The 26,029-nt window shown below is 65.2% G+C and carries 11 protein-coding genes and 7 pseudogenes; 4 read left to right on the forward strand and 14 right to left on the reverse strand.

What is annotated here, in order from left to right:
• Positions 1 to 198 precede the first annotated feature (198 nt).
• Both glgA and glgB read right to left on the reverse strand, forming a co-directional pair.
• Complete coding sequence (gene glgA / locus IPK20_05990) at positions 199 to 1,710, reverse strand: glycogen synthase GlgA (protein ID MBK8016311.1); 1,512 nt, start codon at positions 1,708 to 1,710, stop codon at positions 199 to 201.
• Entirely contained in the window at positions 1,635 to 3,797 is a 2,163-nt protein-coding gene (gene glgB / locus IPK20_05995) for a 1,4-alpha-glucan branching protein GlgB (GenBank protein MBK8016312.1), read from the reverse strand. The genes glgA and glgB overlap by 76 nt, the downstream gene beginning before the upstream one ends.
• A 228-nt stretch (positions 3,798 to 4,025) precedes the next feature.
• On the opposite strand from glgB, the gene glgC reads away from it, so the two are divergent.
• Together glgC and IPK20_06005 are read left to right on the forward strand one after the other, a co-directional pair.
• Entirely contained in the window at positions 4,026 to 5,300 is a 1,275-nt protein-coding gene (glgC, locus tag IPK20_06000; GenBank protein ID MBK8016313.1) for a glucose-1-phosphate adenylyltransferase, read from the forward strand.
• A 7-nt stretch (positions 5,301 to 5,307) separates the two neighbouring features.
• Positions 5,308 to 7,043 (forward strand): annotated as a pseudogene (locus tag IPK20_06005) (glycoside hydrolase).
• Between the two features lie 150 nt (positions 7,044 to 7,193).
• Here IPK20_06005 and IPK20_06010 read toward each other — a convergent pair.
• The 6 genes and pseudogenes from IPK20_06010 to IPK20_06035 form a co-directional block, all read right to left on the reverse strand.
• Positions 7,194 to 10,312, reverse strand: a pseudogene (locus IPK20_06010) (type I restriction endonuclease subunit R).
• Positions 10,309 to 11,485: pseudogene (locus tag IPK20_06015) on the reverse strand (Fic family protein). Before IPK20_06015 ends, IPK20_06010 begins: the two co-directional pseudogenes overlap by 4 nt.
• 151 nt (positions 11,486 to 11,636) lie before the next feature.
• Positions 11,637 to 13,492: pseudogene (locus IPK20_06020) on the reverse strand (DUF262 domain-containing protein).
• Positions 13,489 to 14,856, reverse strand: a complete 1,368-nt coding sequence (locus IPK20_06025) for a restriction endonuclease subunit S (protein MBK8016314.1) — start codon at positions 14,854 to 14,856, stop codon at positions 13,489 to 13,491. Before IPK20_06025 ends, IPK20_06020 begins: the two are co-directional and overlap by 4 nt.
• A gap of 8 nt (positions 14,857 to 14,864) precedes the next feature.
• A pseudogene (locus tag IPK20_06030) lies at positions 14,865 to 16,710 on the reverse strand (SAM-dependent DNA methyltransferase).
• The gene (locus IPK20_06035) at positions 16,707 to 17,495 is read right to left on the reverse strand and encodes an NYN domain-containing protein (protein ID MBK8016315.1); all 789 of its coding nucleotides are present in this window, start codon (positions 17,493 to 17,495) and stop codon (positions 16,707 to 16,709) included. The pseudogene IPK20_06030 and the gene IPK20_06035 overlap by 4 nt, the downstream one beginning before the upstream one ends.
• A gap of 486 nt (positions 17,496 to 17,981) precedes the next feature.
• Here IPK20_06035 and IPK20_06040 point away from each other — a divergent pair, with 486 nt between their 5' ends.
• Positions 17,982 to 18,461, forward strand: a complete 480-nt coding sequence (locus IPK20_06040; protein MBK8016316.1) for a cytochrome c5 family protein — start codon at positions 17,982 to 17,984, stop codon at positions 18,459 to 18,461.
• 105 nt (positions 18,462 to 18,566) lie between these two features.
• Positions 18,567 to 19,378, forward strand: a pseudogene (locus tag IPK20_06045) (symmetrical bis(5'-nucleosyl)-tetraphosphatase).
• Here IPK20_06045 and IPK20_06050 read toward each other — a convergent pair.
• From IPK20_06050 to mrdA, 6 genes and pseudogenes are all read right to left on the reverse strand, one after another.
• Complete coding sequence (locus IPK20_06050) at positions 19,314 to 20,120, reverse strand: 1-acyl-sn-glycerol-3-phosphate acyltransferase (protein ID MBK8016317.1); 807 nt, start codon at positions 20,118 to 20,120, stop codon at positions 19,314 to 19,316. The pseudogene IPK20_06045 and the gene IPK20_06050 sit on opposite strands and share 65 nt — an antisense overlap.
• The gene (locus IPK20_06055) at positions 20,104 to 20,868 is read right to left on the reverse strand and encodes a GNAT family N-acetyltransferase (protein ID MBK8016318.1); all 765 of its coding nucleotides are present in this window, start codon (positions 20,866 to 20,868) and stop codon (positions 20,104 to 20,106) included. Before IPK20_06055 ends, IPK20_06050 begins: the two co-directional genes overlap by 17 nt.
• Positions 20,869 to 21,053: 185 nt before the next feature.
• The gene (locus IPK20_06060; protein ID MBK8016319.1) at positions 21,054 to 21,989 is read right to left on the reverse strand and encodes a carbohydrate kinase family protein; all 936 of its coding nucleotides are present in this window, start codon (positions 21,987 to 21,989) and stop codon (positions 21,054 to 21,056) included.
• A gap of 36 nt (positions 21,990 to 22,025) precedes the next feature.
• Complete coding sequence (locus IPK20_06065) at positions 22,026 to 22,979, reverse strand: septal ring lytic transglycosylase RlpA family protein (GenBank protein ID MBK8016320.1); 954 nt, start codon at positions 22,977 to 22,979, stop codon at positions 22,026 to 22,028.
• An 11-nt stretch (positions 22,980 to 22,990) separates the two neighbouring features.
• On the reverse strand, positions 22,991 to 24,085 hold the full coding sequence (gene rodA, locus IPK20_06070) for a rod shape-determining protein RodA (protein ID MBK8016321.1): 1,095 nt from the start codon (positions 24,083 to 24,085) through the stop codon (positions 22,991 to 22,993).
• Positions 24,078 to 25,995, reverse strand: a pseudogene (mrdA, locus tag IPK20_06075) (penicillin-binding protein 2). The gene rodA and the pseudogene mrdA overlap by 8 nt, the downstream one beginning before the upstream one ends.
• Between the last annotated feature and the right edge of the window lie 34 nt (positions 25,996 to 26,029).

Raw genomic sequence — 26,029 nt, forward strand, 5'->3', positions numbered from 1 at the left:
CGATGCGGGGCGGACCGCCGGGCCGAGGCGATGACCGGGTTCGCGCGGGGGGCCCGAGGGACACCCGGAACGATTCGGATCACCGGCGCGCTGCCACGGTGTGAAGGCAGCCGCGGGACGGGAGCGGCCCCGCCCCGCGGGTCATCGGCAGCCGGGAACGTCTGCGTCCCGAGCGCGCAGCATGCCGATCCGGCCTCCTTACACCAGGGACCGGTAGAGTTCCAGGTAGGTTCTCGCGGCGGCGTCCCAGGAAAAGTCGCGGGCCATGCCCGCGCGTTGCATGCGGCGCCATACGCGCCGGTGGGCGAATGCGCCCACGGCGCGGTCGAGGGCCTCCGCGAGCGCCTCGGGCGTGGGATCCCTGAAGAGGAATCCGGTCGCGTCCGGGACCGTCCCGGGTCCCGCTCCGGCGTCCGTGATGCTGTCGGCCAGGCCCCCGGTGGTACGGGCCACCACGGGAGTGCCATAGCGCTGGCTGTACATCTGGTTGAGACCGCAGGGCTCGAAGCGCGAAGGCATGACGAAGAAGTCAGCGCCTGCTTCCACCAAGTGCGAGAAGGCTTCGTCGAACCCCAGCCGGACGCCGGCCCTGCCGGGATACCGCTGCGCGAGGCCGGTGAAAGCGCTTTCCAACTCCGGTTCTCCGGAACCCAGCACGGCGAGCTGAAGGCCCGATTCCAGCAATGGTTCGATGCAGGCGATGAGGAGGTCGAGCCCCTTCTGGTGCGTGAGGCGGCTCACCGCGCCCAGCAACGGGGCCTTCGGATCGGCATCCAGCCCCAGCGCAACCTGGAGCGCCCGTTTGCTGGCCTCCTTGCGCGGAAGCGATGTGGCGTCGTAGCGGCGAGGCAGATGCGGATCCCGGGCGGGATCCCAGGTCTGCTCGTCGATGCCGTTCAGGATTCCGGTGAGATCCCGCGATCGCCAGGCCAGCAGGCCCTGAAGACCGAAACCCAGCGGCTCGCTCTGGATTTCGCGGGCGTAGGTGGGGCTCACGGTCGTGAGCCGGGTCGCGAACTGGATGCCGGCCTTGAGAAATGAAATGTTGCCGTAGTACTCCACCCCGTCGACCCGGTACAAGTCCCAGGGCAGCCCGACACGGGCCAGGGTGCCGGTCTGGAAGATGCCCTGGAAGGCAAGGTTGTGGATCGTCAGCAGCGTGGGGGCTCCGCCGCCCGACGCGGCCAGGAACGCGGGAGCCAGGCCGGTCTGCCAGTCGTTGCAGTGGAGCAGGTCCGGCCGCCAGCCGAGAGGCGACGATTCCTGGGCCAGGAGAGCGGCAACGCGTGAAAGCAGGCCGAAGCGGATGTCGTTGTCCGGCCAATCTTCGCCCGCCCGTCTCTGATAGAGCCCGCCTTCCCGGTCGAAAAGAGGCGGGCACTCGATGGCGAGCAGCGGCAGGCCGCCGGGCAATGTCGTGGCGAGAAGGCGAGCCGGTGGAAACGGCGGGAGAGCCAGATCGGCCACGGTTTCCCAACCATCGCCCGCGCCGGTCAGGACGGACCGGTATCCGGGCATCAGCAGCCGGACATCGGCACCCTCCCGGCGCAAAGCCAGCGGCAACGCGCCGCTCACGTCGGCCAGTCCGCCGGTCTTGACCAGCGGCACGGCCTCGGAGGTGGCGAAGAGGATCTTCACGCCGCCGGCGCCAGTACCACGAGACCGAGCGGCGGAAGGGTGAGGACGAGCGACTGTCCGTGGCCCATCCATTCCCGCGATTCGGTGAGAAGCCCCTCGCCGTTGCCCTGGTTCGACCCGCCGTAGAAGGAGGAATCGGTATTGAGCAGTTCCCGGTAGGCGCCCGGACGGGGAACGCCGATGCGATAGGGGCTTCGAGGTACCGGCGTGAAGTTGGCCGCGATCACCACGAAGCCGCCGTGCCGGTCGCGCCGGATCCAGGAGATCACGGACTGATCGGCATCGTGGCAGTCGATCCACTGGAACCCCGCGGCGTCGAAGTCCAGTTCGTGCAGCGCGGGCGTATCCCGGTAGAGCACGTTGAGATCGCGCGCGCAGGCCTGCACGCCGCGATGCCAGTGCGATTCGAGCAACCCCCAGTCGAGCTCGCCGCCCACGCGCCATTCACGGCCCTGGCCGAACTCCCCGCCCATGAACAGCAGTTTCTTGCCCGGCGATGCGGCCTGGCAGGCGAGCAGCAGGCGCAGGTTGGCGAACTTCTGCCAGGCGTCGCCCGGCATCTTGTCGAGCAGGGAACGCTTGCCGTGCACCACCTCGTCATGGGACAGGGGCAGCAGGAAGTTCTCGCTGTAGGCGTAGATCTGTCCGAACGTCAGCTTGTCCTGGTGGAACCGCCGGTACACGGGGTCCAGCGACATGTAGGCGAGCGTGTCGTTCATCCAGCCCATGTTCCATTTCATGGAGAAGCCCAGCCCGCCCACATAGGCGGGCCGCGACACCATGGGCCAGGCAGTCGACTCCTCGGCGAAGGTGAGGGCGCCGGGAAAATCGCGGTGGACCACGGTGTTCAGTTCACGGAGGAAGTCGATGGCTTCCAGGTTCTCGCGGCCGCCGAACCGGTTGGGAAGCCATTCGCCGTCACGGCGCGAATAGTCGAGGTACAGCATGGAAGCGACGGCGTCCACGCGCAGGCCGTCGACGTGGAACTCCTGCAGCCAATACACCGCGGAGGACAGCAGGAAGCTGCGGACTTCGTTGCGCCCGTAGTTGAAGACGTGGGTGCCCCATTCCTGATGCAGTCCCAACCGCGGGTCTTCGTGCTCGTAGAGTGCGGACCCGTCGAATCGTGCAAGCGCCCAGTCGTCGCGGGGAAAGTGGCCCGGCACCCAGTCGAGAATGACGCCGATCCCCGCGCCGTGACAGGTATCCACGAAGAAGCGCAGGTCGTCTTCGGTCCCGAACCGGCTGGTCGCGGCGAAGTAGCCGGTGGCCTGGTAACCCCACGATTCGTCCAGCGGGTGCTCCGAAAGCGGAAGCATCTCGATGTGCGTGTATCCCATGTCGCGCACGTACGGCACCAGATGCCCGGCCAGTTCGCGATAACTGTAGAAGCGTCCGTCGGGATGGCGTTTCCAGGAACCGGCGTGGACCTCGTAGGCGTTGAGCGGTCCGTGAAGCCAGTCGGACCGGCTGCGTCGCTCCATCCACGCCGCATCGTTCCAGCGATGCTCCCCGGGGCCGCATACGCGGGCGGCCGTCCCGGGCCGCAACTCGAAACGCCGCGCGTAGGGATCGGTCTTGGTCAGCAGCGCGCCGGTGCCGACTTGCCGGATCTCGAACTTGTACAGCGCACCGGGGGCGAGGCCGGGGATGAAAAGCTCCCATACGCCGCTCGAGCCCCGGCTCGTCATGGGGTGGCACCGGCCGTCCCAGCGGTTGAAGTCCCCGACCACACTGACGCGTTCCGCATTCGGCGCCCAGCAGCCGAACCGAACGCCGTCGACGCCATCGCGGGAATGAGGCTGGGCGCCGAGGATGCGCCAGGCCTGCAGCAGACGGCCCTCGTTGAACAGATACAGGTCCTGTTCGCCGATATCGGGCGGGAACGACCACGGGCTGACGATCTCCTGCTGCGAGCCGGACCAGTCGACGCGCAGCCGCACCGGCCGGAGGGGAACGTCGCTGCCGGTGGATTCGAACAGGCCCGGCCCTTGCCGATGCAGCGGTTTCCAGCCGTCGGCGAACAGCGCGGACACGGCGACCGCATGCGGATCGATGTGGCGAATGTGCCATCTGCCGCCGGCGGCGTGTGCGCCGAGCACCGCATGCGGATCATGGAGCCTTCCCTCGAGCAGCAGGGGCAGACGCGAATCTGTCATGAGATTTGTCTTCAATGCATGAAGATGGATGATGAAGCAACGCGGCCGGTTTGGCGATCCGGTGCACGCCGGATGCTTGCATTCCGTCGTCCAGGCCCGCGATGCGGGCGGGTATGATTGAACAGCCGTCAGCCGCACCGGCCGGGCGAACCGGCTGGCGGCGGAAAGGCACGATGCCGGAGCCCCGTGTTCCGGTCGCTCCGACTCTTCGGAAGTGGCGTCACCACCATGCAAAACGATCCTCGTTTCGTCAGCAGACTCACCAAGAACACTTACGCGCTGGTGCTTGCGGGCGGCAAGGGCAGCCGCCTGCGCAATCTCACGGACTGGCGCGCAAAGCCGGCGGTGCCGTTCGGCGGCAAGTTCCGGATTGTCGATTTCGTGCTCTCGAACTGCGTCAATTCGGGCATCCGGCAGATCGGCGTGGCGACGCAATACAAGGCCCACAGCCTGATCCGGCACATCCAGCGGGGCTGGAGCTTCCTCGATGGGCGCTTCAAGGAATTCGTCGACGTGCTGCCCGCCTCGCAGCGGACCTCCGACGAGTCCTGGTACCAGGGCACTGCCGACGCGGTGTACCAGAATCTCGACATCCTGCGTTCCTACCATCCCGAGTACGTACTGGTGCTGGGCGGGGATCACATCTACAAGATGGACTACGGCAAGATGCTGTCGGATCACGTGCTGAAGGGAGCCGACGTGACGGTGGCGTGCCTGGAGGTTCCGGTGGAGACGGCCACCGCGTTCGGAGTGATGGGCATCGACGCCGACTGGCGGGTGCGCGAATTCGTCGAGAAGCCCGCGAATCCCGAATCGGTTCCCGGCAAACCCGGCAAGGCGCTCGTCAGCATGGGTATCTACGCCTTCAACGCGGCTTTCCTGTACGAACAGCTCGAAATCGACACCCGGCTCAAGGATTCCAGCCACGACTTCGGCAAGGACCTCATTCCCTACCTCGTGGGCAATGCCAAGGTTTTCGCGCACAACTTCATCGAGAGCTGCGTCGCGGTGAAGGACGGGGTGCCGTACTGGCGGGACGTCGGCGAGGTGGAGGCGTTCTGGGAAGCCAATCTCGACCTTTCGCGCGTGGACCCCGAGCTGAATCTCTACGACACGAAGTGGCCGATCTGGACGCACCAGGAGCAGCTTCCGCCGGCGAAGTTTGTCTTCGACGAAGAAGGGCGGCGCGGCTACGCGGTCGATTCCCTCGTGTCGGGCGGGTGCATCGTGAGCGGTTCCCGCGTGGCGCGCTCCGTGCTTTTCTCGAACGTGCGCGTGCACAGCTACGGTGAGATCGAGGATTCCGTGCTGCTCCCGGACGTGGTGGTCGGCCGGCGGGTCAAGTTGCGCAAGTGCGTCGTGGACAAGCGCAGCATGCTCCCCGACGGCATCGAGATCGGGTTCGATCCCGAGGAAGACGCGAAGAGGTTCTATGTGAGCGACAACGGCATCACCCTCGTGACACCGGACATGCTGGGACAGCAGGTCTTCCATCAGCGCTGATCGACGCATGCCGATCGCCCCCGGGGTGCCGCCCGACGAGCCGCCGTCAGAAGCCGTTGCCACGCCAGCGCTCCGGCTGGTGCTGCTCTGGCACATGCACCAGCCCGATTTCCGCGACTGCGTGACCGGAGAGTTCCGGCTGCCCTGGGTGTATCTGCATGCGCTCAAGGACTACTCCGACATGGCATCGCATCTGGAGCGCCATCCGGGCGTCCGGGCCGTCGTGAACTTCGTCCCTGTTCTTGTCGACCAGCTCGAGGACTACGTCACGCAGTTCGACTCGGGCACGTTGCGCGACCCGCTGCTGGCCCTGCTCGCCCGTGAAGATCTGCAGGACATCACGGCGGCCGAACGGGAACTGGTGCTGGATCGCTGCTTTCGCGCCAACCACGTGAAGATGATCGAACCCTTCCCGGCGTATGCGCGGTTGAAGGCTCTGTTCCGGTTCGTGGACACCCAGGAAGGCGCGCCCCTCGAGTATCTGTCGGCCCAGTACATTGCCGATCTGCTGACCTGGTATCACCTCGCGTGGACCGGCGAGACCGTGCGGCGGGAATTCGCGCTGATCCCGAATCTCATGACCAAGGGGGGGCAGTTCAGCGCTGCAGACCGGCGGGCTCTGCTGGACGTGATCGCCGACGTGGTGCGTTCGATCGTTCCGCGCTGGCGCGCGTTGGCCGCACGCGGACAGGTGGAGATCTCGTCCACGCCGCACTTCCACCCCATCGGTCCGCTGATGCTCGATTTCGCCGCTGCGCGCGAAACCCAGCCCGGAGTGACGCTGCCCTATGCCTCACGTTATCCGGGCGGACGGCAACGGCTCACGGCCCAGATCGAATGGGCGCTGCACTCTCATGCCGGGCGGTTCGGTTCGACGCCTGCGGGCATGTGGCCTGCGGAGGGCGCCGTATCGCCGGCGTTCGTGGATCTCCTGGGCGCCGCGGGAATCGCCTGGTCGGCGAGCGGGCAGGGCGTGCTGGTGGCTTCGCTGGGAGTGGACGCCACCGTTCCCAAGTCGGAGTACCTGTACCGTGGTTATGTCGCCGGGGGCTCCGGCGTCACCTGTTTCTTCCGCGACGATCAGCTCTCCGACCGGATCGGCTTCGAGTACTCCCGCTGGCACGGACGCGATGCGGCGGCAGACTTCGTGGCGGAACTGGAACGCATCGCGGGATCGGCGCCCCGGACAGCGCACCCGTCGTTTCCGTGATCCTGGACGGCGAAAATGCGTGGGAGTACTACCCCTACAACGGTTTCTACTTCCTCGACGATCTGTACGGGTTGTTGGAGGACCACCCCGCCATCCGGACGACAACGTACGCAGACGTGCTGAGCGATCCGGCGACGCGGACGGGACGTCTAGAGCGGCTCGTGTCCGGGAGCTGGGTCTACGGAAATCTCTCCACCTGGATCGGGCACCCCGACAAGAACCGTGCGTGGGACCTGCTGTGCGAAGCCAAGCAGCAATACGATCTGGTGATCGAGAGCGGGCGGCTCAGCCCCATGCAGCAGGAACAGGCGTCGCGCCAGCTGGGCGTGTGCGAAGGGTCCGACTGGTGCTGGTGGTTCGGCGACTACAACCCGCCCGAATCGGTGTCGGCGATCGACGCGGTCTACCGCGCGAGCCTGGCGCAGCTGTACGTGCTGCTGGGTCTGCCGGTGCCCGCCGCGCTGGATGTGCCGGTGAGCCGGGGTGGAGCGGCGCACGGAAGCACGGTGGGGGCGATGCGGCGGTCGGCGTGAGAATGGACGCTGTGGAACCGACTCTGCTGAGGGCAGCCAAAGGCGCGTGTCAAGAACCGACGCATTGAGAAATCGTTGGAATGGAAAGGGGGCATCGAGCCTGTTTGGCTTCGTCAATGATCCAGCGAGGCCCTCTCTTCGGGAACAAGACTATGCTCCAGCATCGGGCGCGGCAGGTCCGGTTGCGGAACGAGCCCTGAGCGCCTCATACAACTGCGCTGGCCCCAGCAGAATGTCCTTCAGGCCCGCCTGTACCTTCGCCGACCCCAACGCCTGCGAACTCATTGCCTGATGAGCCTCGAACGCATCGATGATTGCGTCCATCAGTGCCTTGCTGAGGTCCGGTGAGTTGGCGAATTGCTCCTTGCTGTTGCTGGCTGCCTGCTGCACAAGAGTCTCGTTTTCCAGCAGCTTGCCCTTGAGCACGCCGTTCACGTAGACCAATTGGTCGTCGTCGGTCAGTTCGCCTTCGAACAAGCCATTGACCTTTTCGATGATCTCATTGAGGTAGGCCCGCTCCTTCTCCTGCACTGCACCACTGCCGACAGCGTCGATCGGGGCAGCCTGTAGGTGCCATCGGGGCCCAGTGTCATGGCCTGTTGCCCCCGGGCCTTGAGCGTGTGGTGAGTCAGCACTACCTTGGATAGGTCGACTACTACACGCTCGCGCCCGAATTCCAATAGCGGCAGCAGCCGTTTGAAGAAGACGTACCGCTTCTCGATGTCGGTGTTGCCGTAGTCGAATATCTGGCTCAGGAAGGCATACAGACGTATGTAGGAGGACATGTCGCTCTTGAACAGCACCAGGGCGTGGAGCGTGTCCGTAGACGCTTTGGCGGCCTTGTCGTCATCCAGTGCCTCGGCATTGCCCTTCTCGGTCTGCGCGGCTTTATAGCGCTTGAGCAGTCGGTCCGCCACAGGGGCAATGGCGGCATCCAGTTCCTTCTGCGTGCCATGCGGATCGAGTTCAACCTTCACCACGCGCTCCACTTCGAAGTCATCGTAGTGGCCTGCCGCATCGAGCTTGGCCCGCAAGTCGTAGACCAGGTGCGGGTCGGTGGCGCTCTCCAGCTCGGCCGTCTCGTAGTAGGTCTTGAACGCCTGCAGGATCTCGGTGGGGTCGTTGCCGAAGTCGAGACTGTAGGTGGTGTCCTTGCCTGGCAGGGCGCGGTTGAGCCGGGAGAGCGTCTGCACGGCCTGGATGCCGGCGAGTCGCTTGTCCACGTACATGCCGCACAGGAGCGGCTGATCAAAGCCCGTCTGGAACTTGTTGGCCACCAGCAGGAGGTGGTAGTCCGGCCCGGCGAAGGTGTCGCGGATGTCCCGACCCTTCAGTCCCGGATTCAGGAGGGGGCTGGTCTCGGTCACGGCCTCGGGAAAGCTGTCCTGGTCGTGCACCTCGCCCGAGAACGCCACGAGCACACCCAGCGGGTAGTTGCGGCTCTGAATGTAGGCGCGCATGGCCTTCTGCCACCGCACGGCTTCCTTGCGGCTGGCCACGACCACCATCGCTTTCGCTCGCCCGTTGAGTAGCGGCTGCACATTCTCCCGGTAGTGCTCCACCACCACCTGTACTTTCTGCGCGATGTTGTAGGGGTGCAGGCGAACCCACTGCATGATCCCCTTCATCGCGGCGCTGCGCTCGACCTGGGTTTCGTCGTATTCCCGGCCCTCGTGCGCCAGCCGGAATGCGAGGTTGTAGCTCGTGTAGTTCTTCAGCACATCGAGGATGAAGCCTTCCTCGATGGCCTGGCGCATGGAGTACACGTGGAAAGGCTGCGGCAGCCCGTCCGGCCCGGGGCGGCCGAAAAGCTCCAAGGTCTTGGCCTTGGGCGTGGCGGTGAACGCGACGTAGGTGAGTCCCTTCGTCGACGCCTTGGCCTCCATCTGCGCCGCGAGGAGGGCTTCAGTGTCCACCCCACCCCCGTCCTGGAGGTCGTTCCATTCCTCGACGGACAGCAGCTGCTTCAGCTTTGCGGCCGCCTCGCCGGTCTGGGAGCTGTGGGCCTCGTCGGCGATGACGGCGAAGCGCTTGCCTTCAGTCGCGGCCAGCTCCTGCACGGCCTGCAGTGCGAACGGGAAGGTCTGGATGGTGCAGACAATGATCTTCTTGCCGTCCTTCAACGCCTGGGTCAGCTGGGCGCTCTTGCTGCCGGACTCGTTGGTGATCGTCGCGACGACGCCGGTCGTACGCTCGAAGTCGAAGATGGCTTCCTGCAGCTGGGCGTCCAGCACGTTGCGGTCGCTCACGACCAGAACACTGTCGAACAGCTTCCGGTTTTGCGCATCGTGCAGGTCCGCGAGGAAGTGTGCGGTCCAGGCGATGGAGTTCGTCTTGCCGGAGCCTGCCGAGTGCTGAATCAGGTAGCGCTGACCCGGGCCATGCGCCAGGACGTCGGCCACGAGCCTGCGCGTGGCATCGAGCTGGTGATAGCGCGGGAAGATGACGGCCTGCAGCTGTTTCTTGTCGTCGCGCTTGGCGACGAGGTAGCGATGCAGGATGTCCAGCCAGCTCTCGCGCGCCCAGACTTCTTCCCACAGATAGGCGGTCGCGAAGCCTTCGGGGTTTGGCGCATTGCCTGCGCCGCCCTCATTGCCCCGGTTGAACGGCAGAAACTGCGTCCCCGGCCCTGCGAGTCGGGTCGTCATCATCACTTCGCTCTGGCCGACCGCGAAGTGCACCAGCGCTCCGCCCGGAAAGCCCAGCGCAGGCTCCAGGACACCGCCCTTGGGTTGGGGGTGCCGGTCGAAGCGGTACTGGTCCACGGCGTCGCGCACGCTCTGCGTGAAGTTCGTCTTCAGCTCCGCCGTCGCCACCGGGATGCCGTTGAGACACAGCATCAGATCGATGGATTCCCCGGGTTGGTTCGGGGAGTGGTGAACTTGGCGAAGTACCCGCAGGCGGTTGGCTTCGTACCGGGTCTGGATGGCAGGGTTCAGGCCCAGCGCCGGCTTGAACTGCGCGAGTTGCAGCGGCTCCTTCAAGCCCAGCATCTCGACACCCCGGCGCAGGACTTCCAACGTCCCGCGCTCGTTCAGACTCTTTCGAATCCGGTCGGCGAGCACGCCCGCCAGCTGGGCGCCGTGTGTCTTCGTCAGGCGCAGGTGGGCGTCAGGCTGTGCGACCTCCAACCAGGCGACCAGATCGGGGAGAAAGAGTCCGCGGGCCGTATCGAAGTCCTTCGCGGCGTTCGGTTCGTACCACCAGCCCTGCACACCCAGGTGCTGGCAGATTTCGTCTTCGAATTTTCTTTCCTGGTGGAGCGTCATGCGGTGGCCTCCGGACGCTCCTCATCCGTGAACAAGCGCACGTAGGCGTCGTAGCGGAAGCGGCGGTTACGGGCGTAGCCCGTCATTTCGACGAGAAGACCCAAATCGGCCAGGCGGGCCACCAAGGCATTGGCCGCCACATAGGTGGTTCCCGTGAGTGCCTTTACGTCGGAGACGGTCACGATGGGGCGTTTGAACAGACTTTCCAGGACCCGGTGGCCGTTGCCTGCCGCGCGCCCAAGTCTCTCTGTGATGGCGCTACGATGACGTTCCCGAAGGAGCTGAATGTTTCGCGCGGTCTCCGCCGCTTCCTGCGCGACCTCGCATACACCGCTCAAGAAGAACTTCAGCCACGCTTCCCAGGTTCCGTGATCACGAACGGCTTGCAGGTGGTCGTAGTAGGTCTGCCTGTGCTTGCGAAAGTAGTGGGAGAGATACAGCACTGGCTTGTGAAGCACCCCCCTCTCGGTCAGCAGAAATGTGATGAGCAACCTGCCCACACGCCCGTTCCCGTCGAGGAAGGGGTGGATGGTTTCGAACTGAACATGGGCGAGGGCGATCTTGACTACCGGTGGCAGATCGTCGTCGGCGTGGAGAAATCGTTCGAGGTCACCCAGTGCCTGCGGCACCTCCTCATGCGGTGGCGGCACGAAAGTCGCGGTGTTCAGCGTGCAACCGGCGGGTCCGATCCAGTTCTGACTGCGCCGCAGTTCCTGGCGTGAGTCGTCCACCGCGGACGCCCCGCAGCAACTCCGCGTGAATCTCGCGGACCAGGCGCACAGACACGGGTAGCTCCTCGAGTCGCGCGAGTCCGTGATTCATGGCGCGCACATAGTTCACGACTTCGTCCACGTCGCGCGGGCGTTGCTCGTCGAACAGATCGGCTTCGGCGGCCAGCAGGTCGTGCAGAGAGCTCTGCGTCCCCTCGATCTGGCTCGACAGCACGGCCTCCTTGCGCACGTACATGAACACGAAGAGATCGGGGTTGGGCAAGGTCAGCACCGACCCGTCCAGCCGCCCTAGGGCGCGGTCGGCCTGTGAGAGCAGCGCCTGGAGCTCGCCGCTCATCGCCAGAGGGGGGCGGGGCGGGAGTGGAGCGGGCATGAAGGCCCGGTAGCCGGTAGGTTGACGCACGTAGCGTCCGGCGCGAGCGGTTCCTTCGCCGTCTGGCATGCGAAAGGCTCCCTTTACTGCACCCCGTGACGAGGCGCATACATTAGGCAAGCTTTATTATGAGCGCTAGAGTCGGCCTTGTTCAAGGCAGGCTTGCGCAAGCTCCCAGGGTTCCACTACACCCAGCCCATGCCCGCATCCGTCAGTCAGCCTACGCCTCCCGCACCAGCAACTGCGGATCCCAGATGCGATCCGCCAATTGGCGATACAGGCGCTGGCGTTCTTCGAGGTCGGCCTTCTTGAAGGTGGCCATGGCCCGAAAAGGGAGCTGGGCCTGCCGGATGTACTCCATGAACCCGGGATTCCGCTCGTAGCACTGTTCGTGCAGCGATCGGGCGAGCAGATTCTGGGTCACGTAGTGCTGGCGCTTCTCCTCGTAGGTCAGGTCCCCGTAGCTGGCATTGAACGACTTGGGCAGGAGCAGCAACCCGCCGATGGTGTTCCGGGCGTACCAGAAGTCCGCCTCCGACTCGAACTCGTCGCGATGGCGGTCGTAGTGCGCGGCCCAGATGTGCTCGATCTCGAAGCGTCCGCGCCCGTCCACGAGGTAGTCGCTCGTCTGGCTGCGCATGCCGGATGCCGCCTCCAGGTGCGCGGTCATGCGAGCGAGCAGGACCTTTGATGTAGCGCCCGGACCACTGGTTGAGACCGAAGTCCGAAAGCCTCCCTGTGCCTCTCACTTGTCCCGTCGAAATCGCACCCCTGCTCCTCGAGCTTCTTGATCAGGACCGACACGAGTTCCCCGAGCGACTTGCCCCGGATGTCTCGAAGGATCGTGAACGCGGCGTACGACATCGCCGAGAAGGTCATGGTCAGGTAGTTCACGGCGCGGCGGGCAAGCAGGATGTCCAGGAAGATCGCGACCGCGCGAATCTTCCGGGTGACCACATCGGCCGGGTCGGTCTGCAGCAGGGGCGCGAGCAGCAGCGGGTACTGCAGCGTGAAGTTGAAGCACGCCACGTGGTACACCGGCTCCAGCCCTTCCACGGGCTTCAGGGACGCCTCACGGATGCGCTGGTACTGCCGCGTGTAAAACACGAAGTCCTGGCACACGAAGCGGAAGTAGTCGTCGTCCGTACGCAGGCCAAGCGCCTCCGCGTGCTGGGCGGCCCAGCGGTGGAACTCCGTCCCGATTCGCTCGAAGTCCTTGTTCTCGGAGCCGCTCTTGCGTTCCCGCACGCTCGTGGCGTAGCGGGCGCGCAGCCACGCCTTCACGGCATCCGTGTCCTCGTCCTTGCCGAGCTTGCGCAGCGCCTCGATCCGCTCCCGCCAGAGCCGTGCGGCCTCGTTGCGCTGGCCGATGTCCCGGATGTTGGCGAGCAGGTAGCCCTTGAGCATGTCCAGGGGCGATAGGGACAGGCCCCGGTCATTCATCGCCTCGAAGATCGTGTAGGCGTCCTCGTCCGACGCCGCGCGGATCTCGATGAGGTACACCTTCTCGGTCAGCCAGTCACAGAAGTAGGGCAGCGCGGCGTCGTCGATGTCGTCGCCGAGTTCCTGCAGCAGGTCGTCCAGGTCCTGGTAGCGGGCGACGATGTTCTGTACCGACTCCGAGGCATCGGTGGTGTCGGGGACCTCGCCGCCGAACAGCGCAGTCATGATCGTCCGGCGGTCCTCCACGGCGATGTTGAACGCGCGCTCGCCGAAACGTTCGGAGTAGATCAGGTCCTCCAGGTGGACCCGGTCGGGCCGCTGTCCCTGGCGGCGGTGCAGCAGCAGGAGCAGCAGGGTCAGCGTCGTCAGCCGCTGCTGGCCGTCCACGATGAACAGCTGGTTGTCCCGCTCGCTGAGGATGATGGAGCCGAGAAAGTAGTTGCCGTACTGTGCGACTGCACCGCGCGGGTTCCCGGGCCGGTGCGACTGCAGGAAGTGCGAGGTCAGGTCGTCGACCAGTTCCTTCACCTGCTTGCGCTGCCAGCGATACTCCCGCTGGTAGTAGTCGATGCCGTAGCGCTTGCCCTTGAGGACTTCGCTGACGGTACGGGCCTTGCCGTCGATGGTCTTCATGCGGTGACTCCCTCGGGCGCTTCGTGAGCCATCTGGACGGCACCGCGCACGTCGATCTGGCCGGTGACGCCGGCGGTGATGAGGGCGGAGCGGCGTTCACGGAGGAGCGCAATGGAACGCTCAGCATCTTGCTCGAGGGCATCCAGCTTTGCTCCCGCGACGTCAAGATAGTCAGCAATCGCAAGTTGCTCGTGGAGCGGCGGCCTCAGCATCACTGCGTTCCGAATCAGCGCTTGGCTAATGTTGGGGTCCTTCCTCGAACTCTCCGCGCCGATCATCCAGTACGGCCTGAAGAACTGAATGAATCGCCACACGTACCGGCTATCGAAATCCTCGTTCGGAAGCAAAGCGCACACGGCTTGATTAATGCATGACTCAAAGAGCAGCAACGCGTTCTTGCCGATTGTTCCCTCTCCCCCATACATGGCGACGAGCACGCTGTTCTTCGGCAAGATCGCGCATGCGCTCGCATTGATGGCCGCTTCCGTAATCGCTACTTCATACGTCGCCAACCGGTCGTTTCCAAGGTCAGTTGTGCGTATCCACGGATACCCACCTCGATCAGCATAGAACTCGTCCTGTCGGGCAGTGTCGGGCGTCCCACCGCTACTCGTCACGAACCACTTCTTGATTGTTCCGATCTCCCAGTGGTCCGGGACCTGTCCGACCCACGCCACGCCAGAGTCCTTCATCGGCACATCGGGATCAAGACCGCGGGTGACAGCTTGGGAGATGGTGGCCTGCCGCTTCTCGGTCAGCAGGGCAATGAGCTTCTCCTGCTCCGCGATCAGCGCATCGATCTTGGCGGTTTCGCGGTCGAGAAATCCCGCGATGAGTCGTTGTTCCGACGTCGGTGGAATGGTGATCAATGTATTCGCTAAGGGCTCCAAGTTGAGCGCACGAAACGTCGCGCCGCCTATGCTCGCCTCCCATTGAGAAACTGAGGGTAGCGCGCGAAGTGCCCAGAATACGAACCTCGCGACGTTCGGCGCTTCGACGGCTATCCGTGCGGTTCCCTGCGTGAGATTTGCCCCATCAAGCCACCCGGGAACGACCATGAGCTTTCCGAAACTGGGTCCGATCGAACACACGAGGTCGCCAGCGCGTACCAAGCTGCGTCGATACTCCTCAGCAATCTCTCGAGTCGTTCTAAGCAAAGCGTTTGGATCGGTGACGCCTTGCTCGTTGGTCATGTCAGCGGGTCGAATGTAAGGCACTCCGCCAGACGTATCCGGGCCGGCCTGAACAATGCCATAGGTGATCCGTCTCGTAGGATCAATCAGGTTTTTGAGTTTTCCGACTCGCCAGTGTTGCGGTATGACGCCGAGCCAGACTGCGCCGCTTTCCTTGTACGCCGGATACATCCCAAGTCTCACTCCGCCAACTCCCCCAACATCCCCACGATGCGCGCCGACACCGCCTTCAGCTCCTCGTCGATCGCCTCCAGACTCCGCGGCGGCTCGAACACGTAGAAGTGCCGGTTGAACGGAATCTCGTAGCCGACTTTGCTCTTCTCTTCGTCGATCCAGGCATCGGGCGCATGAGGCAGGACTTCGCGGGCGAAGTAGGCGGCGATGTCGTCCGACAGCGGCACGTTCTCGGTGTCGCGCAGCGCGCTGTCGGCGACGGGCTTGCCTTTCTGCTTGCCGCGTTCGGCCAGCACGACGTTGCCGGCTTCGTCGCGCAGGGGGCGTTCGACGGTGATGGTCGTGTAGCCGAAGTCCCGGGTGCGGAAGATGCGCGAGGTGGGCACGCGCTTGAGCCGGTCGCCTTCCGGCGCGGAGGGCGGGGATCGCCCTATGATGAGCGCCGGGGGCGGGGGGCTCGCCGATAGGCTGGCCCTTGGCGTCCAGCGCGGTGACCATCTCGGCCTCGACGAACCGGCCGAACAAGCGGGTGACGGTGGCGATGTGGTCCTCGCTCAGCTCCTTACGCTTGGAGCCCAGGCTCTTGCGCATCTTCTGCCAGAAGCCGCTGGCGTCTATGAGTTGCACCTGCCCTTTCCGGTGTCCGGCTTCTGGTTGGACAGCACCCAGACGTAGGTGGCGATGCCGGTGTTGTAGAACATGTCGGTGGGCAGGCCGACGATGGCTTCGACCAGATCGTTCTCCAGCATGTAGCGGCGAATCTCGCTCTCGCCGCTGCCGGCGCCGCCGGTGAACAGCGGCGAGCCGTTGAGCACGATGCCGAAGCGGCTGCCGCCATCGACGGCGGGGCGCATCTTGGAAATGAGATGCAGCAGGAACAGCATCGATCCGTCGCTCACCCGCGGCAGGCCGGGGCCGAACCGGCCGTCGAAGCCCTTCTTCTCGTGCTCGTCCCGGACAGCCTTCTCTACCTTCTTCCATTCCACGCCGAAGGGCGGGTTGGAAAGCATGTAGTCGAACCGGCGCTGCGGGTGGCCGTCGTCGCTCAGGGTGTTGCCGGCAACGATGTTGGCGACATCCTGGCCCTTGATGAGCATGTCCGCCTTGCAGATGGCGTAGGACTCGTCGTTGAGTTCCTGCCCGTACAGGGTGAGCCGGGCCTGCGGGTTGTGCTCCAGCAGATATTCGCCCGCCACCGAGAGCATGCCGCCGGTGCCTGCAGTGGGGTCGTAGAGGGTGCGCACGACGGCATTGCCGGGTGAGAGCACGTCGTTGTCCTCGATGAACAGCAGGTTCACCATCAGCCGGATGACCTCGCGCGGGGTGAAGTGCTCCCCGGCGGTCTCGTTGCTGATTTCCGCGAACTTGCGGATCAGCTCCTCGAACACCTGCCCCATCTGGGCGTTGCTGACGGTGTCCGGGTGCAGGTCGATGTTGGCGAACTTCTCGGCGACCAGGTAGAGCAGGTTGGCCTTGGCCAGCCGCTCGATCTGCGTGTGGAAGTCGAAGCGCTCGAAGATGTCCCGGGCCGCGGGGGAGAAGCCCTGGAGGTAGGCGTACAGGTTCTGCCGGATGTGGTCCTGGTCGCCCAGAAGCTTGCCGAGGTCGAGAGGACTCGTGTTGTAGAAGCTCTGACCGGCCTTGCGCAGCAGGAAAGGGTCCGGGTTCAGGCCGGCGCGGGTCTTGGCCTGACTCGGCCAGCACGGCAGGCTTGGTGGACTCCAGCACGCAGTCCAGCCGGCGCAGCACGGTGAAGGGGAGAATGACCTTGCCGTACTCGGATTGTTTGTAGTCGCCGCGCAGGAGGTCGGCGACGGACCAGATGAAGGAAGAGAGCGCTTGGTGATTCATTCTTCGTTGGTTGTCTGGCCAGCCGGCTCAGCTCCGTTCGCGGACTCCATGGCCGGAGCAGCCACTGCCACCGTCCAGTGACCGCCTGGCTCCTGTCGCAGGTCGAGGAGGTCGTAGGTCTTGAGCATGCTGACGAGACCCGCGTGGCCGTATGTCTGGGGCGAAAAAGATGGGTCTGTACGGCGTAGGTATGGGCCTAATCCTCCCACGTGCACCCGGCCATCGGGGGAGTCGGCGGCGAGAAGCCTGACGGCGCTGACCACGGACTTCGGGCGAAGTCTCGGTCTTGCAGCGGACTGTCCCTTGGCGGAAGGTGGCGATGCTTCCGCCAGGAGGGGGGATGGCGGAGGCGACCACTGGAAAAACTGGTCGCTCGCATTGCGCAGCGCCTCGGGCGTCTTGGCTTCTCCGATGACGTGAACCGTGGCGCCTCGTTCCCCGAGGTTGCGGCACAGGCCGGCAAAGTCGGAGTCGCTGGTCACAAGGCAAAAGGTGTCGGCGCGTTGGTCAAACAGTGCTTCGATGGCGTCGATGGCCAGAGCGATGTCTGAGGTGTTCTTGCCGGCTGCATACGAATACTGCAAGGAAGGGGTGAAGGCCTGTTGCACCAGGACAGTCTGCCATTTGTTGGCAAGCGCGCTGTACCCACCAAACCCGCGGCGAAGTACGACGCGTCCGAATTGGGCGGCCACCCGCAGCGCATACTCCAGGATGTCCGGGTCTGTATTTTCGCAGTCGACCAGTACCGCAACTCTTGTGTCGAGGTCTGAGATTTGTGGCTGCAACTTGCCTCCCTGCCGTGCGGACTGATGTGCTGAGCGTCTAATGCGGCGCCATTTCGCTACAAAACATCCACCCGTCGATATTAGTGAGTTTCTTCCAACGGTTGTGCTCGACAGATCTGCCGGATCGCTCTGCTGCCGGAATTCTCGCCTGGCAACTCAAGAAAGTGACTGTTCCACTCAGAATGTAGCGAAGGCGAAGAAGAAGATCTTCATCGGGTTTGCGTTCTGTTGGGGGTGGCCGCAGCGCGTCGGCGAGTCTTGCCAGCCCGGAGGCGCCGAAAGGCACCCGTGACGGGGCTGCTTGTCAAGGCGGCCGGCTCAGTGCGAAAACGATTTTCTGATCTGAAGCAAGCAGCAATAGGTGCTTTGCCTCTCCTATAATCCGGCGCTTTCCGATCTTCCCTCGAGGTAGCCATGGCCGAAGAACTTCGCGCCGAATCGCACGAGTCGGCAATCAAGAATCCGCAGCAGCTCGTGGTGGTCGTGATGCTCGCCTTTGCGATCCCGATCGCCATCATCGTCCTGGTCTCGCAGTTCGTCATGGGCGGTCTCAGGACCGCTCCCAGCGATGCCGGCCAGTCGGCGGAGGCGATCGGAAAGCGCATTCAACCGGTGGGTGAAATCGTGATGGCAGGCGGATCCGCGCCTGCCGCGGCACCTGCAGCCGCAGTAGCAGCCCCCGCACCCGCTCCCTCGGCTGCCCCCGCCCCCGCCGCGGCGGCGAAGCAGGACGGCAAGGCCGTGTACGACAAGGTCTGCGCGGTCTGTCACGGGGCCGGTATCGCGGGCGCGCCGAAAGCGGGCGACAAGGCGGCGTGGGGACCCCGCATCGGCCAGGGCAAGAACGTCCTGTACGAGCACGCGATCAAGGGCATCCGCGCCATGCCGGCAAAGGGCGGCAATGCTGCGCTGTCCGACGATGAAGTGAAGGCCGCGGTCGATGCCATGACCGCGATGGTCAAGTAGCAGCGCGCATTGGCGATTTCTCCTGCGTGACGGGCGTGCCGTCGGCCCGCCCGTCGGGAAGGCGAGGCGGTCAGGTGCCTTGCCTGCCTCCCTTCTGAAGAACCCATGAGCACCTTCGTCGTCGGTGATCTCCAGGGCTGCCTCGATCCGCTCGTCCGGCTGCTCGACCACTGTGGCTTCGACGCGGCGCGGGATCGTCTCTGGTGCGTGGGTGACCTCGTCAATCGAGGGCCCGACTCTCTCGGAATTCTTCGCTTCGTTCGTGGACTTGGCGATCGCGCCACCGTCGTGCTCGGCAACCACGATCTGCACCTTCTGGTCGCCGGCGGGGGCACGCCCCGCTGCATCGAGGCGACACCTTCCAGGATGTCCTGGCGGCACCGGACAGGGACGAATTGCTCGACTGGCTGCGGCACCGTCCCTTGTTCCACGTCGAAGGACCGTGGGCGCTGGTCCATGCAGGACTGCTGCCGCAGTGGACCGTGGAGAAGGCCCGCGCCCTGGCGGCGGAAGCCGAGGCCCTGCTCCAGTCGGACAGGTGCGACGAATTCCTGCGCTCGATGTACGGCAACAAGCCCGATCGCTGGGACGATGACCTTCAGGGATGGGATCGCGCCCGTGTGATCGTCAATGCGATGACGCGTCTGCGCGTCTGCACGCCGCAAGGCGTCATGGAGTTCCGCCACAAGGGCGAACTCGAGGACATCCCCCCGGGCTATCTGCCCTGGTACGAAGTGCCGGGCCGGTGCAGCCGGACGCACACGCTTCTCTTCGGCCACTGGTCCGCGCTGGGTTACCGGATCGGTCCGGATTACGTCGCGCTCGACAGCGGGTGCCTCTGGGGACGCAGTCTTACGGCGTTGCGGCTGGAAGACCGCCGGGCGTTCCACGTCGCCTGCCGGGCGGAGGCAGATTGAGGGCTTCTGCAATTCGCGCAGAGCAGAACTCGGCGAGATCGCGGCGATGCTTGCCCTGCGCGTGTACCGGCTCGAGCACGTGCAGTTCCACGACGATTTCCGGCTGCGAGGCGAGCAGGACCGTGGATTCCCAGAGGGACCGGTCGCCGGCGTAGGCCGCCTTGTCGTTCGGGCGTCCGTCCGGATACCGATAGCCCAGCGCCAGCGGAAGCGCGTACCCGCCGGACTGCACGAGCGGCTGCAACAGCGAGCCGTGGAACGGCTTCACCTCGGTTCCGTCCGTGGTCGTGCCTTCCGGGAACACCGCCATGGCCTGGCCCTCCGTCAGTGCCGTTTCCAGTGCCGAGTTGACGCGGGAGGTGTCGTGACGGCGGGCACGTTGCACGAAGACCGTTCCCTGTTTCGCCACCAGCCATCCGACCAGCGGCCAGCCGCGGATCTCCGACTTGGCGACGAACAGGCATTCGATGTGGCTGCGGATGACGAAGATGTCCAGCCACGACACGTGATTGGACAGCACCAGCAGGGGCCTCGCCTTCACAGGCGCGGCGATTCCAAGATGCCGGAGGCGCACGTGCAGGATCGCGAGGATCCGCCGGGACCACCAGCGAAAGCAGGCCGCGCGGCCACGCCTTCCCAGCCACGGAAAGACCGCGCCGCTCAGAAAGAGTCCGACCGCGACGTGCGTCGCCAGCAGCGCGATGCGGGTGTTGCGAACGAGTGCGCTATTCGATGGGGGCATGCTTCATGAAGTGCCGCGCGTACCGGACATCCATCCGGGACAGAGGCAACAGCATGAGCAGATCCGCCACGTTGAAATCCGGATCCCACGCCGGCTCGCCGCAGACCCAGGCGCCGCAGCGCAGGTATCCGCGCAGCAACGGAGGAACGGCGACGGCGCGCCCACCGTCCAGACGGTCCAGCGGAAGGGCGCAGCGCGGAAACACGCGGTACTCGATCGGACTCAGGCTGGTGTCCTGGAGCCGATTGTAAAGACTCGCCGCCGAGTGTCCACCGTCGGCCATGCTCACGGAAGCGCAGCCGACGAGGTACTCGTAGCGTTGCGACGTCATGTAGCGGGCGATCCCGGACCACAGCAGCGCGAGCGTCGCGCCGTTGCGATAGTCGGGGTGGACGCACGAACGGCCGATCTCCACGGTGCGATCGCGCAGATGCGAAAGACGGGTCAGATCGAACTCCTCGTCCGCATAGAAGCCACCCAGGCGCCGCGCCTGCGCGCCCGGAAGAATCCGGTACGTTCCCACCGTCTCGCCGGAACGTTCGTCGCGCACCACCAGGTGCTCGCAGTGTGCATCGAACAGGTCGCGGTCCACGCCCGGCTCGTTCGAGGACAGCCGCGCCCCGAGTTCGTCCGCGAATACCCGCCAGCGGAGCCTCTGGGCCTCGCGAATCTGCCCGGGTGTGCGGGCAAGGCCCACGGTCAGCGGCGCAGTCCTGCCGCCGACGCGGCGTTCTTCCAGTCCAAGCATGGAATCCTCTCGGAGAGTCGAGAAGATTCCAGCATAGGAAAGGGCAGTGACGCGTCGGTTACGCGATGGTTACGCGACCGTTAAGGAAGGTCCGGTCACGGAATGCGGGATCGACGTGCGCGCTTGCGTGCATCCATCGAGTCATCGTTCCGTCGCGGCGGACGCCGGGCGGAGATCCGAAGCCATCACCAGAGCCGCATGCCGAAGCTTTCCTTGAAGCGGGTCGCGATCTCGTCCCGGGTGAAGGAGTGGTTCTGGGCGCCGCGACGGGCGATCTTCAGCGAGCCGATCAGCGAAGCGAGGCGGCCCGTGAGCGCCCAGTCCAGCCCGTTGACGATGCCGTACAGGATTCCGCCGCGATAGGCGTCCCCGCATCCCGTCGGATCGACGACCGCTTCCGGAGTGACGCTCGGGATGTCGACGGACTTGCCGTCCTGCCACACGGTGGAACCCGATCCGCCGCGGGTCACGATGAACGCCTTGACGCGCCGCGAAAGCGATTCGACCGTCTCGCCGGTCTTCTCCTCCACGAGCCTCGCTTCGTAGTCGTTCACGGTGACGTAGGCGGCCTTGGCGATGAACGCCTTGACCTCGTCGCCGTTGAACATGGGCAGTCCCTGGCCCGGATCGAACACGAACGGAATGCCGGCCTCGTGGAATTCACGCGCGTGCTGCAGCATGCCGTCCCGGCCGTCCGGGGACACGATCCCGAGCTCGACGCCCTTCGCGTCGGCCACCGAGTTGCGGTGAGACTGCATCATCGCGCCCGGATGGAAGGCGGTGATCTGGTTGTCGTCGAGATCCGTGGTGATGAACGCCTGGGCGGTGAACGACTCCGGCACTTCGGTGACGTGGGTGCGGGCGAGTCCCAGCGCATCCAGCCTGTTGGCGTAGGGCTGGAAGTCCTGGCCCACCGTCGCCATGACGAGCGGCTCGCCCTCCAGCAGCTTGAGCGAGTACGCGATGTTGCCGGCGCAGCCCCCGAACTCGCGGCGCATGTCCGGAACGAGGAACGAGACGTTCAGGATGTGCAGCTGGTCGGGCAGGATGTGATGCTTGAAACGATCGTGAAACACCATGATCGTGTCGTAGGCCATGGAACCGCAGATCAGAGTAGTCATCGGGAGTCGGTGGATGCGTTGGGAAAAGGGGTCGGGTCAGCGCACCGTGACGAAGGGCCGCGAACCGAGTCGTGATGCCACGCGCTCGGCTTCGCCTCGCGCCGTGTTCCTGTCGGGAAACGGGCCGCTCTGCACGCGGTACAGGCCCGATACCGACACGACGGTGACCGGGTGCGGAAGATCGGAAAGCTCCGTCCGCATCTTGCGGGCAAAGTCCTCCGCGTTGCCGGGCTCGGAGAATGCGCCGAGCTGCAGGAATATCCCGTTGGTGGGCGGGAGCGGCGTCAGCGCGGGATCGCTCTGCACGCGAACGGGCGGTGGCGCAGGCTCCGGATCGGCTACGGTCAACGCGCTGGCTCCCGGAAGCAGGGTTTCCACCTCGACCATGCCGCTGCCGTCGTTGATCAGACCGAGCCGGTGCGCCGCCGCGTAGGAGAGATCGATCAGGCGGTCCTTGCGGAACGGGCCTCGGTCGTTGATGCGCACGACGACCGACTTGCCTGAAGCGAGCGACGTGACCTTCGCGTAGCTCGGCAGCGGAAGGATGGTATGCGCGGCGGTCATCGCGTACATGTCGTAGCGCTCGCCGGTCGAGGTGGGCTTGCCGTGATAGCGGCGGCCGTACCAGGTGGCGACACCGCGCGCCTTGTAGGGCGTGAGCCGCGTGAGAGGCGCGTAGTCCTGCCCCAGCGCCGAATAGGGGCGTAGCGATGCCTGATGCAGCGGTTCCGCGCGTGGCGTCGCATCGGGGATGCTGTCGAGGTCCGGCGGCGGATCTGCGCCCGGGCCGTCGTCGAGGTAGTAGCCGCCCTTGCCGGACGCCGTCGTCGCAGGCGCGGCCGCCTTCGTTCCGGACGGGGTGCCCGCGGCCGCCGGTCTGCGCTCGTTCGGCCCGATCTCGGTACTGGCGCATCCCGCGGCCAGGAGCCCGGCGGCGACGAGGACGCAGAGGGCCGGAAGCGGAACGATGCTCGGGAATCGCGGACGGATCTTCACGGTGACTAGCCTTTCACCAGACGCTTGTGCGTATGGATGCTCATCAGGATCCCGATGCCGAACAGCAGAGTGACGAGCGACGTGCCGCCATAGCTGATCAGCGGCAAGGGCACGCCGACCACCGGGAGCACCCCGCTCACCATGCCCATGTTCACGAATGCGTAGGTGAAGAATGTCAGGGTGACGGCACCCGCGAGCAGGCGCGAGAAGAGCACGGAGGCGTTCGCGGCGATGTACAGGCCGCGTCCGATGATGAGCACGAACAGCACCAGCAGCACCAGATTGCCGAACAGGCCGAACTCCTCGGAGTAGACGGCGAACACGAAGTCGGTCGTGCGTTCCGGCAGGAAATCGAGGCGGGCCTGCGTACCGTTTAGCCAGCCTTTGCCGAACAGCCCGCCCGAGCCCATGGCGATGGTGGACTGGATGGTGTGATAGCCGGTGCCCAGCGGATCCTGCGAGGGGTCGATCATGGTGAGGATACGTTGGCGCTGGTAGTCGTGCATCATGCCCCACAGCACCGGCAGCATCGACCCGCCGGCGATGGCCAGGCCGATGATGATCTTCCAGGAAAGTCCGGCGAGGAACAGCACATAGAAGCCCGCGGCGCCCACCAGAAGCGCGGTTCCGAGGTCCGGCTGCTTGGCGATGAGTCCCACGGGCACGGCGAGCACCACGGCGCCGATGGCGAAGTCCTTCAACCGCAGGATCGCCTCGTAGCGGTCGAAATACCACGCGAGCATCAGCGGCACGCCGATCTTCATGATCTCCGACGGCTGGATTCGCGTGACGCCGATGTTGAGCCAGCGCCGCGCGCCGTTGCTCACTTCTCCGAACAGCGCCACGCCCACGAGCAGTCCCAGGCCCAGGACGTACACGGGGAGCGCGAGCCGGGCCATGTGCTGGGGCGGGACGTTGGCTGCCACCCACATCACCGACACGGCGATTCCCATGTTGACGATCTGCCCGCCCACGCGCGAGAAATTCTGGCCGGACGCGCTGTACAGCACCACCATGCCGATGGACAGCAGCACGGCGACGACCGTGATGAGGAACGGATCCAGGTGCTTTACGAAGAGTCCGAATATCCGGTTAATCACTTTCCTCTTCCTGCGCGGGTGCTGCGGTGCCAGCCGGCTGCGCGTGCTCGGGTTCCTTCTCCTTCGGCGGCTTGGGCAGCTTGCCGAGGATCGCGAAATCGAAGACCGCCCGGGCGATCGGTGCTGCCGCGGAGCCCCCGTGGCCGCCGTTCTCCACGAGGATCGCCAGTGCCACCTTGGGATTTTCCGCGGGCGCGTACGCGATGTAGAGCGCGTGATCGCGGAAGCGCTCGGCAATCTTCGATTCGTCGTACTTCTCGCCCTGCTTCATGCCGATCACCTGCGCCGTACCGGTTTTCCCGGCAACGGCGTACTCCGCCCCCGAGAACGCCTGGGCCGCCGTGCCGCCCGGCTTGTTCACATCCACCATCGCATTGCGCACGCGCACGTAGTTGTCGTCGCTGATCGGGAAGGTGTTGAAGGGCTGCGGCTCGATCGTGCGCCGGTCGCCGGACTGGCTGTCCTCCACCTGACGGACCACGTGGGGCCGGTAGACGACGCCGCGATTGGCCAGGACGGCCGTGGCGAACGCGAGCTGGATCGGCGTGGCGAGGTTGTATCCCTGACCGATGCCGACCGAGATCGTGTCTCCCCCGAACCACTTCTGCTTGAACCGCCGCATCTTCCACTCCTGCGACGGCAGCAGGCCTCCCGACTCGCCAGGGATGTCGACGCCTGTCGGCTTGCCCAGGCCGAACTGGCCGATGAAGCGGTGGATGTTGTCGATGCCCAGCTCCTGGGCGAGGCCGTAGTAGTAGGTGTCGCAAGAGATGACGATGGACCGGTGCAGGTCCACCATGCCGTGCCCGCCCTTCTTCCAGTCCCGGTACACGTGCCCGGCTCCGCCCAGAACGAAGTAGCCGGGGTCGGAGATGGTGTACTCGGGAGAGCGCTTGCCCAGCTCGAGGCCGGCCAGCGCCATGAAGGGCTTGGAAGGTGGAACCGGGCGGGTACACGCCCTGGAGTGCCCGGTTGTTGAGCGGCTTGTCGGGCGAGTTGTTGAGCATCTCCCAGTTCTGCGGATCGATGCCCTCCACGAAGAGGTTCGGATCGAACCCCGGGCGGGACACGAGAGCCAGCACGCCGCCGGTGGAGGGTTCGATCGCGACCAGCGCGCCACGGCGCGTGCCGAAAGCCTGCTCCGCGATCTCCTGGATGCGCAGATCGACGGCCAGGTGCAGGTTGTTGCCGGAGACGGACGGGGTGGTGCGGAGCGTGCGGACGGCACGGCCTCCGGCGTCGGTTTCCACCTCCTCCACCCCCGCAACGCCGTGGAGGTCCCGCTCGTAACTGCCTTCCAGCCCGACCTTCCCGATGTAGTCGGCGCCGCGGTAGTTGGCGGCCAGGCCCTTCTCCTCCAGCCTGGCCATCTCCTTCTCGCTCAGGCGTCCGATGTAGCCGATCAGGTGGGAGGCGATCTCCCCGTTGGGGTAGTGACGGAAGAGCCTGGCGTTGATGTGCACGCCCGGAAAGCGGTACCGGTTGACCGAGAATCGCGCGACCTCCTCGTCGGTGAGGCGGGTGCGGATGGGAAGATTGTCGAGCTCCTTGCGGTCCTCGATCAGCTTGCGCAGCCGCTTGCGGTCGCGCGGGGCGATGTCGATGAACTCGGAGAGCTCGTCCAGCAGCGGCTCGACCGGTCCGGCCTCCTTGGGCGACATCTCCAGCGTGAAGGCGGAATAGTTGTGTGCCAGGACCACGCCATTGCGGTCGATCATCAGGCCCCGGTTCGGCACGACCGGCACGATGGAGATCCGGTTGGCCTCGGCCAGCGTCAGGTAGTAGTCGTGCTGCATCACCTGCAGCCAGAAGAACCGCAGCAGCAGCACGAAGAACAGGAACAGGACGCCGCCCGCGCAGACTGCCAGGCGCCAGTGGAAGCGTTCGAGTTCCCGGCCCAGGTCGCGCATTTCCACGCCATGGGCCTGCGGCCGGAATCCGGCC

This window comes from Betaproteobacteria bacterium, assembly GCA_016713305.1.
Lineage (GTDB): Bacteria > Pseudomonadota > Gammaproteobacteria > Burkholderiales.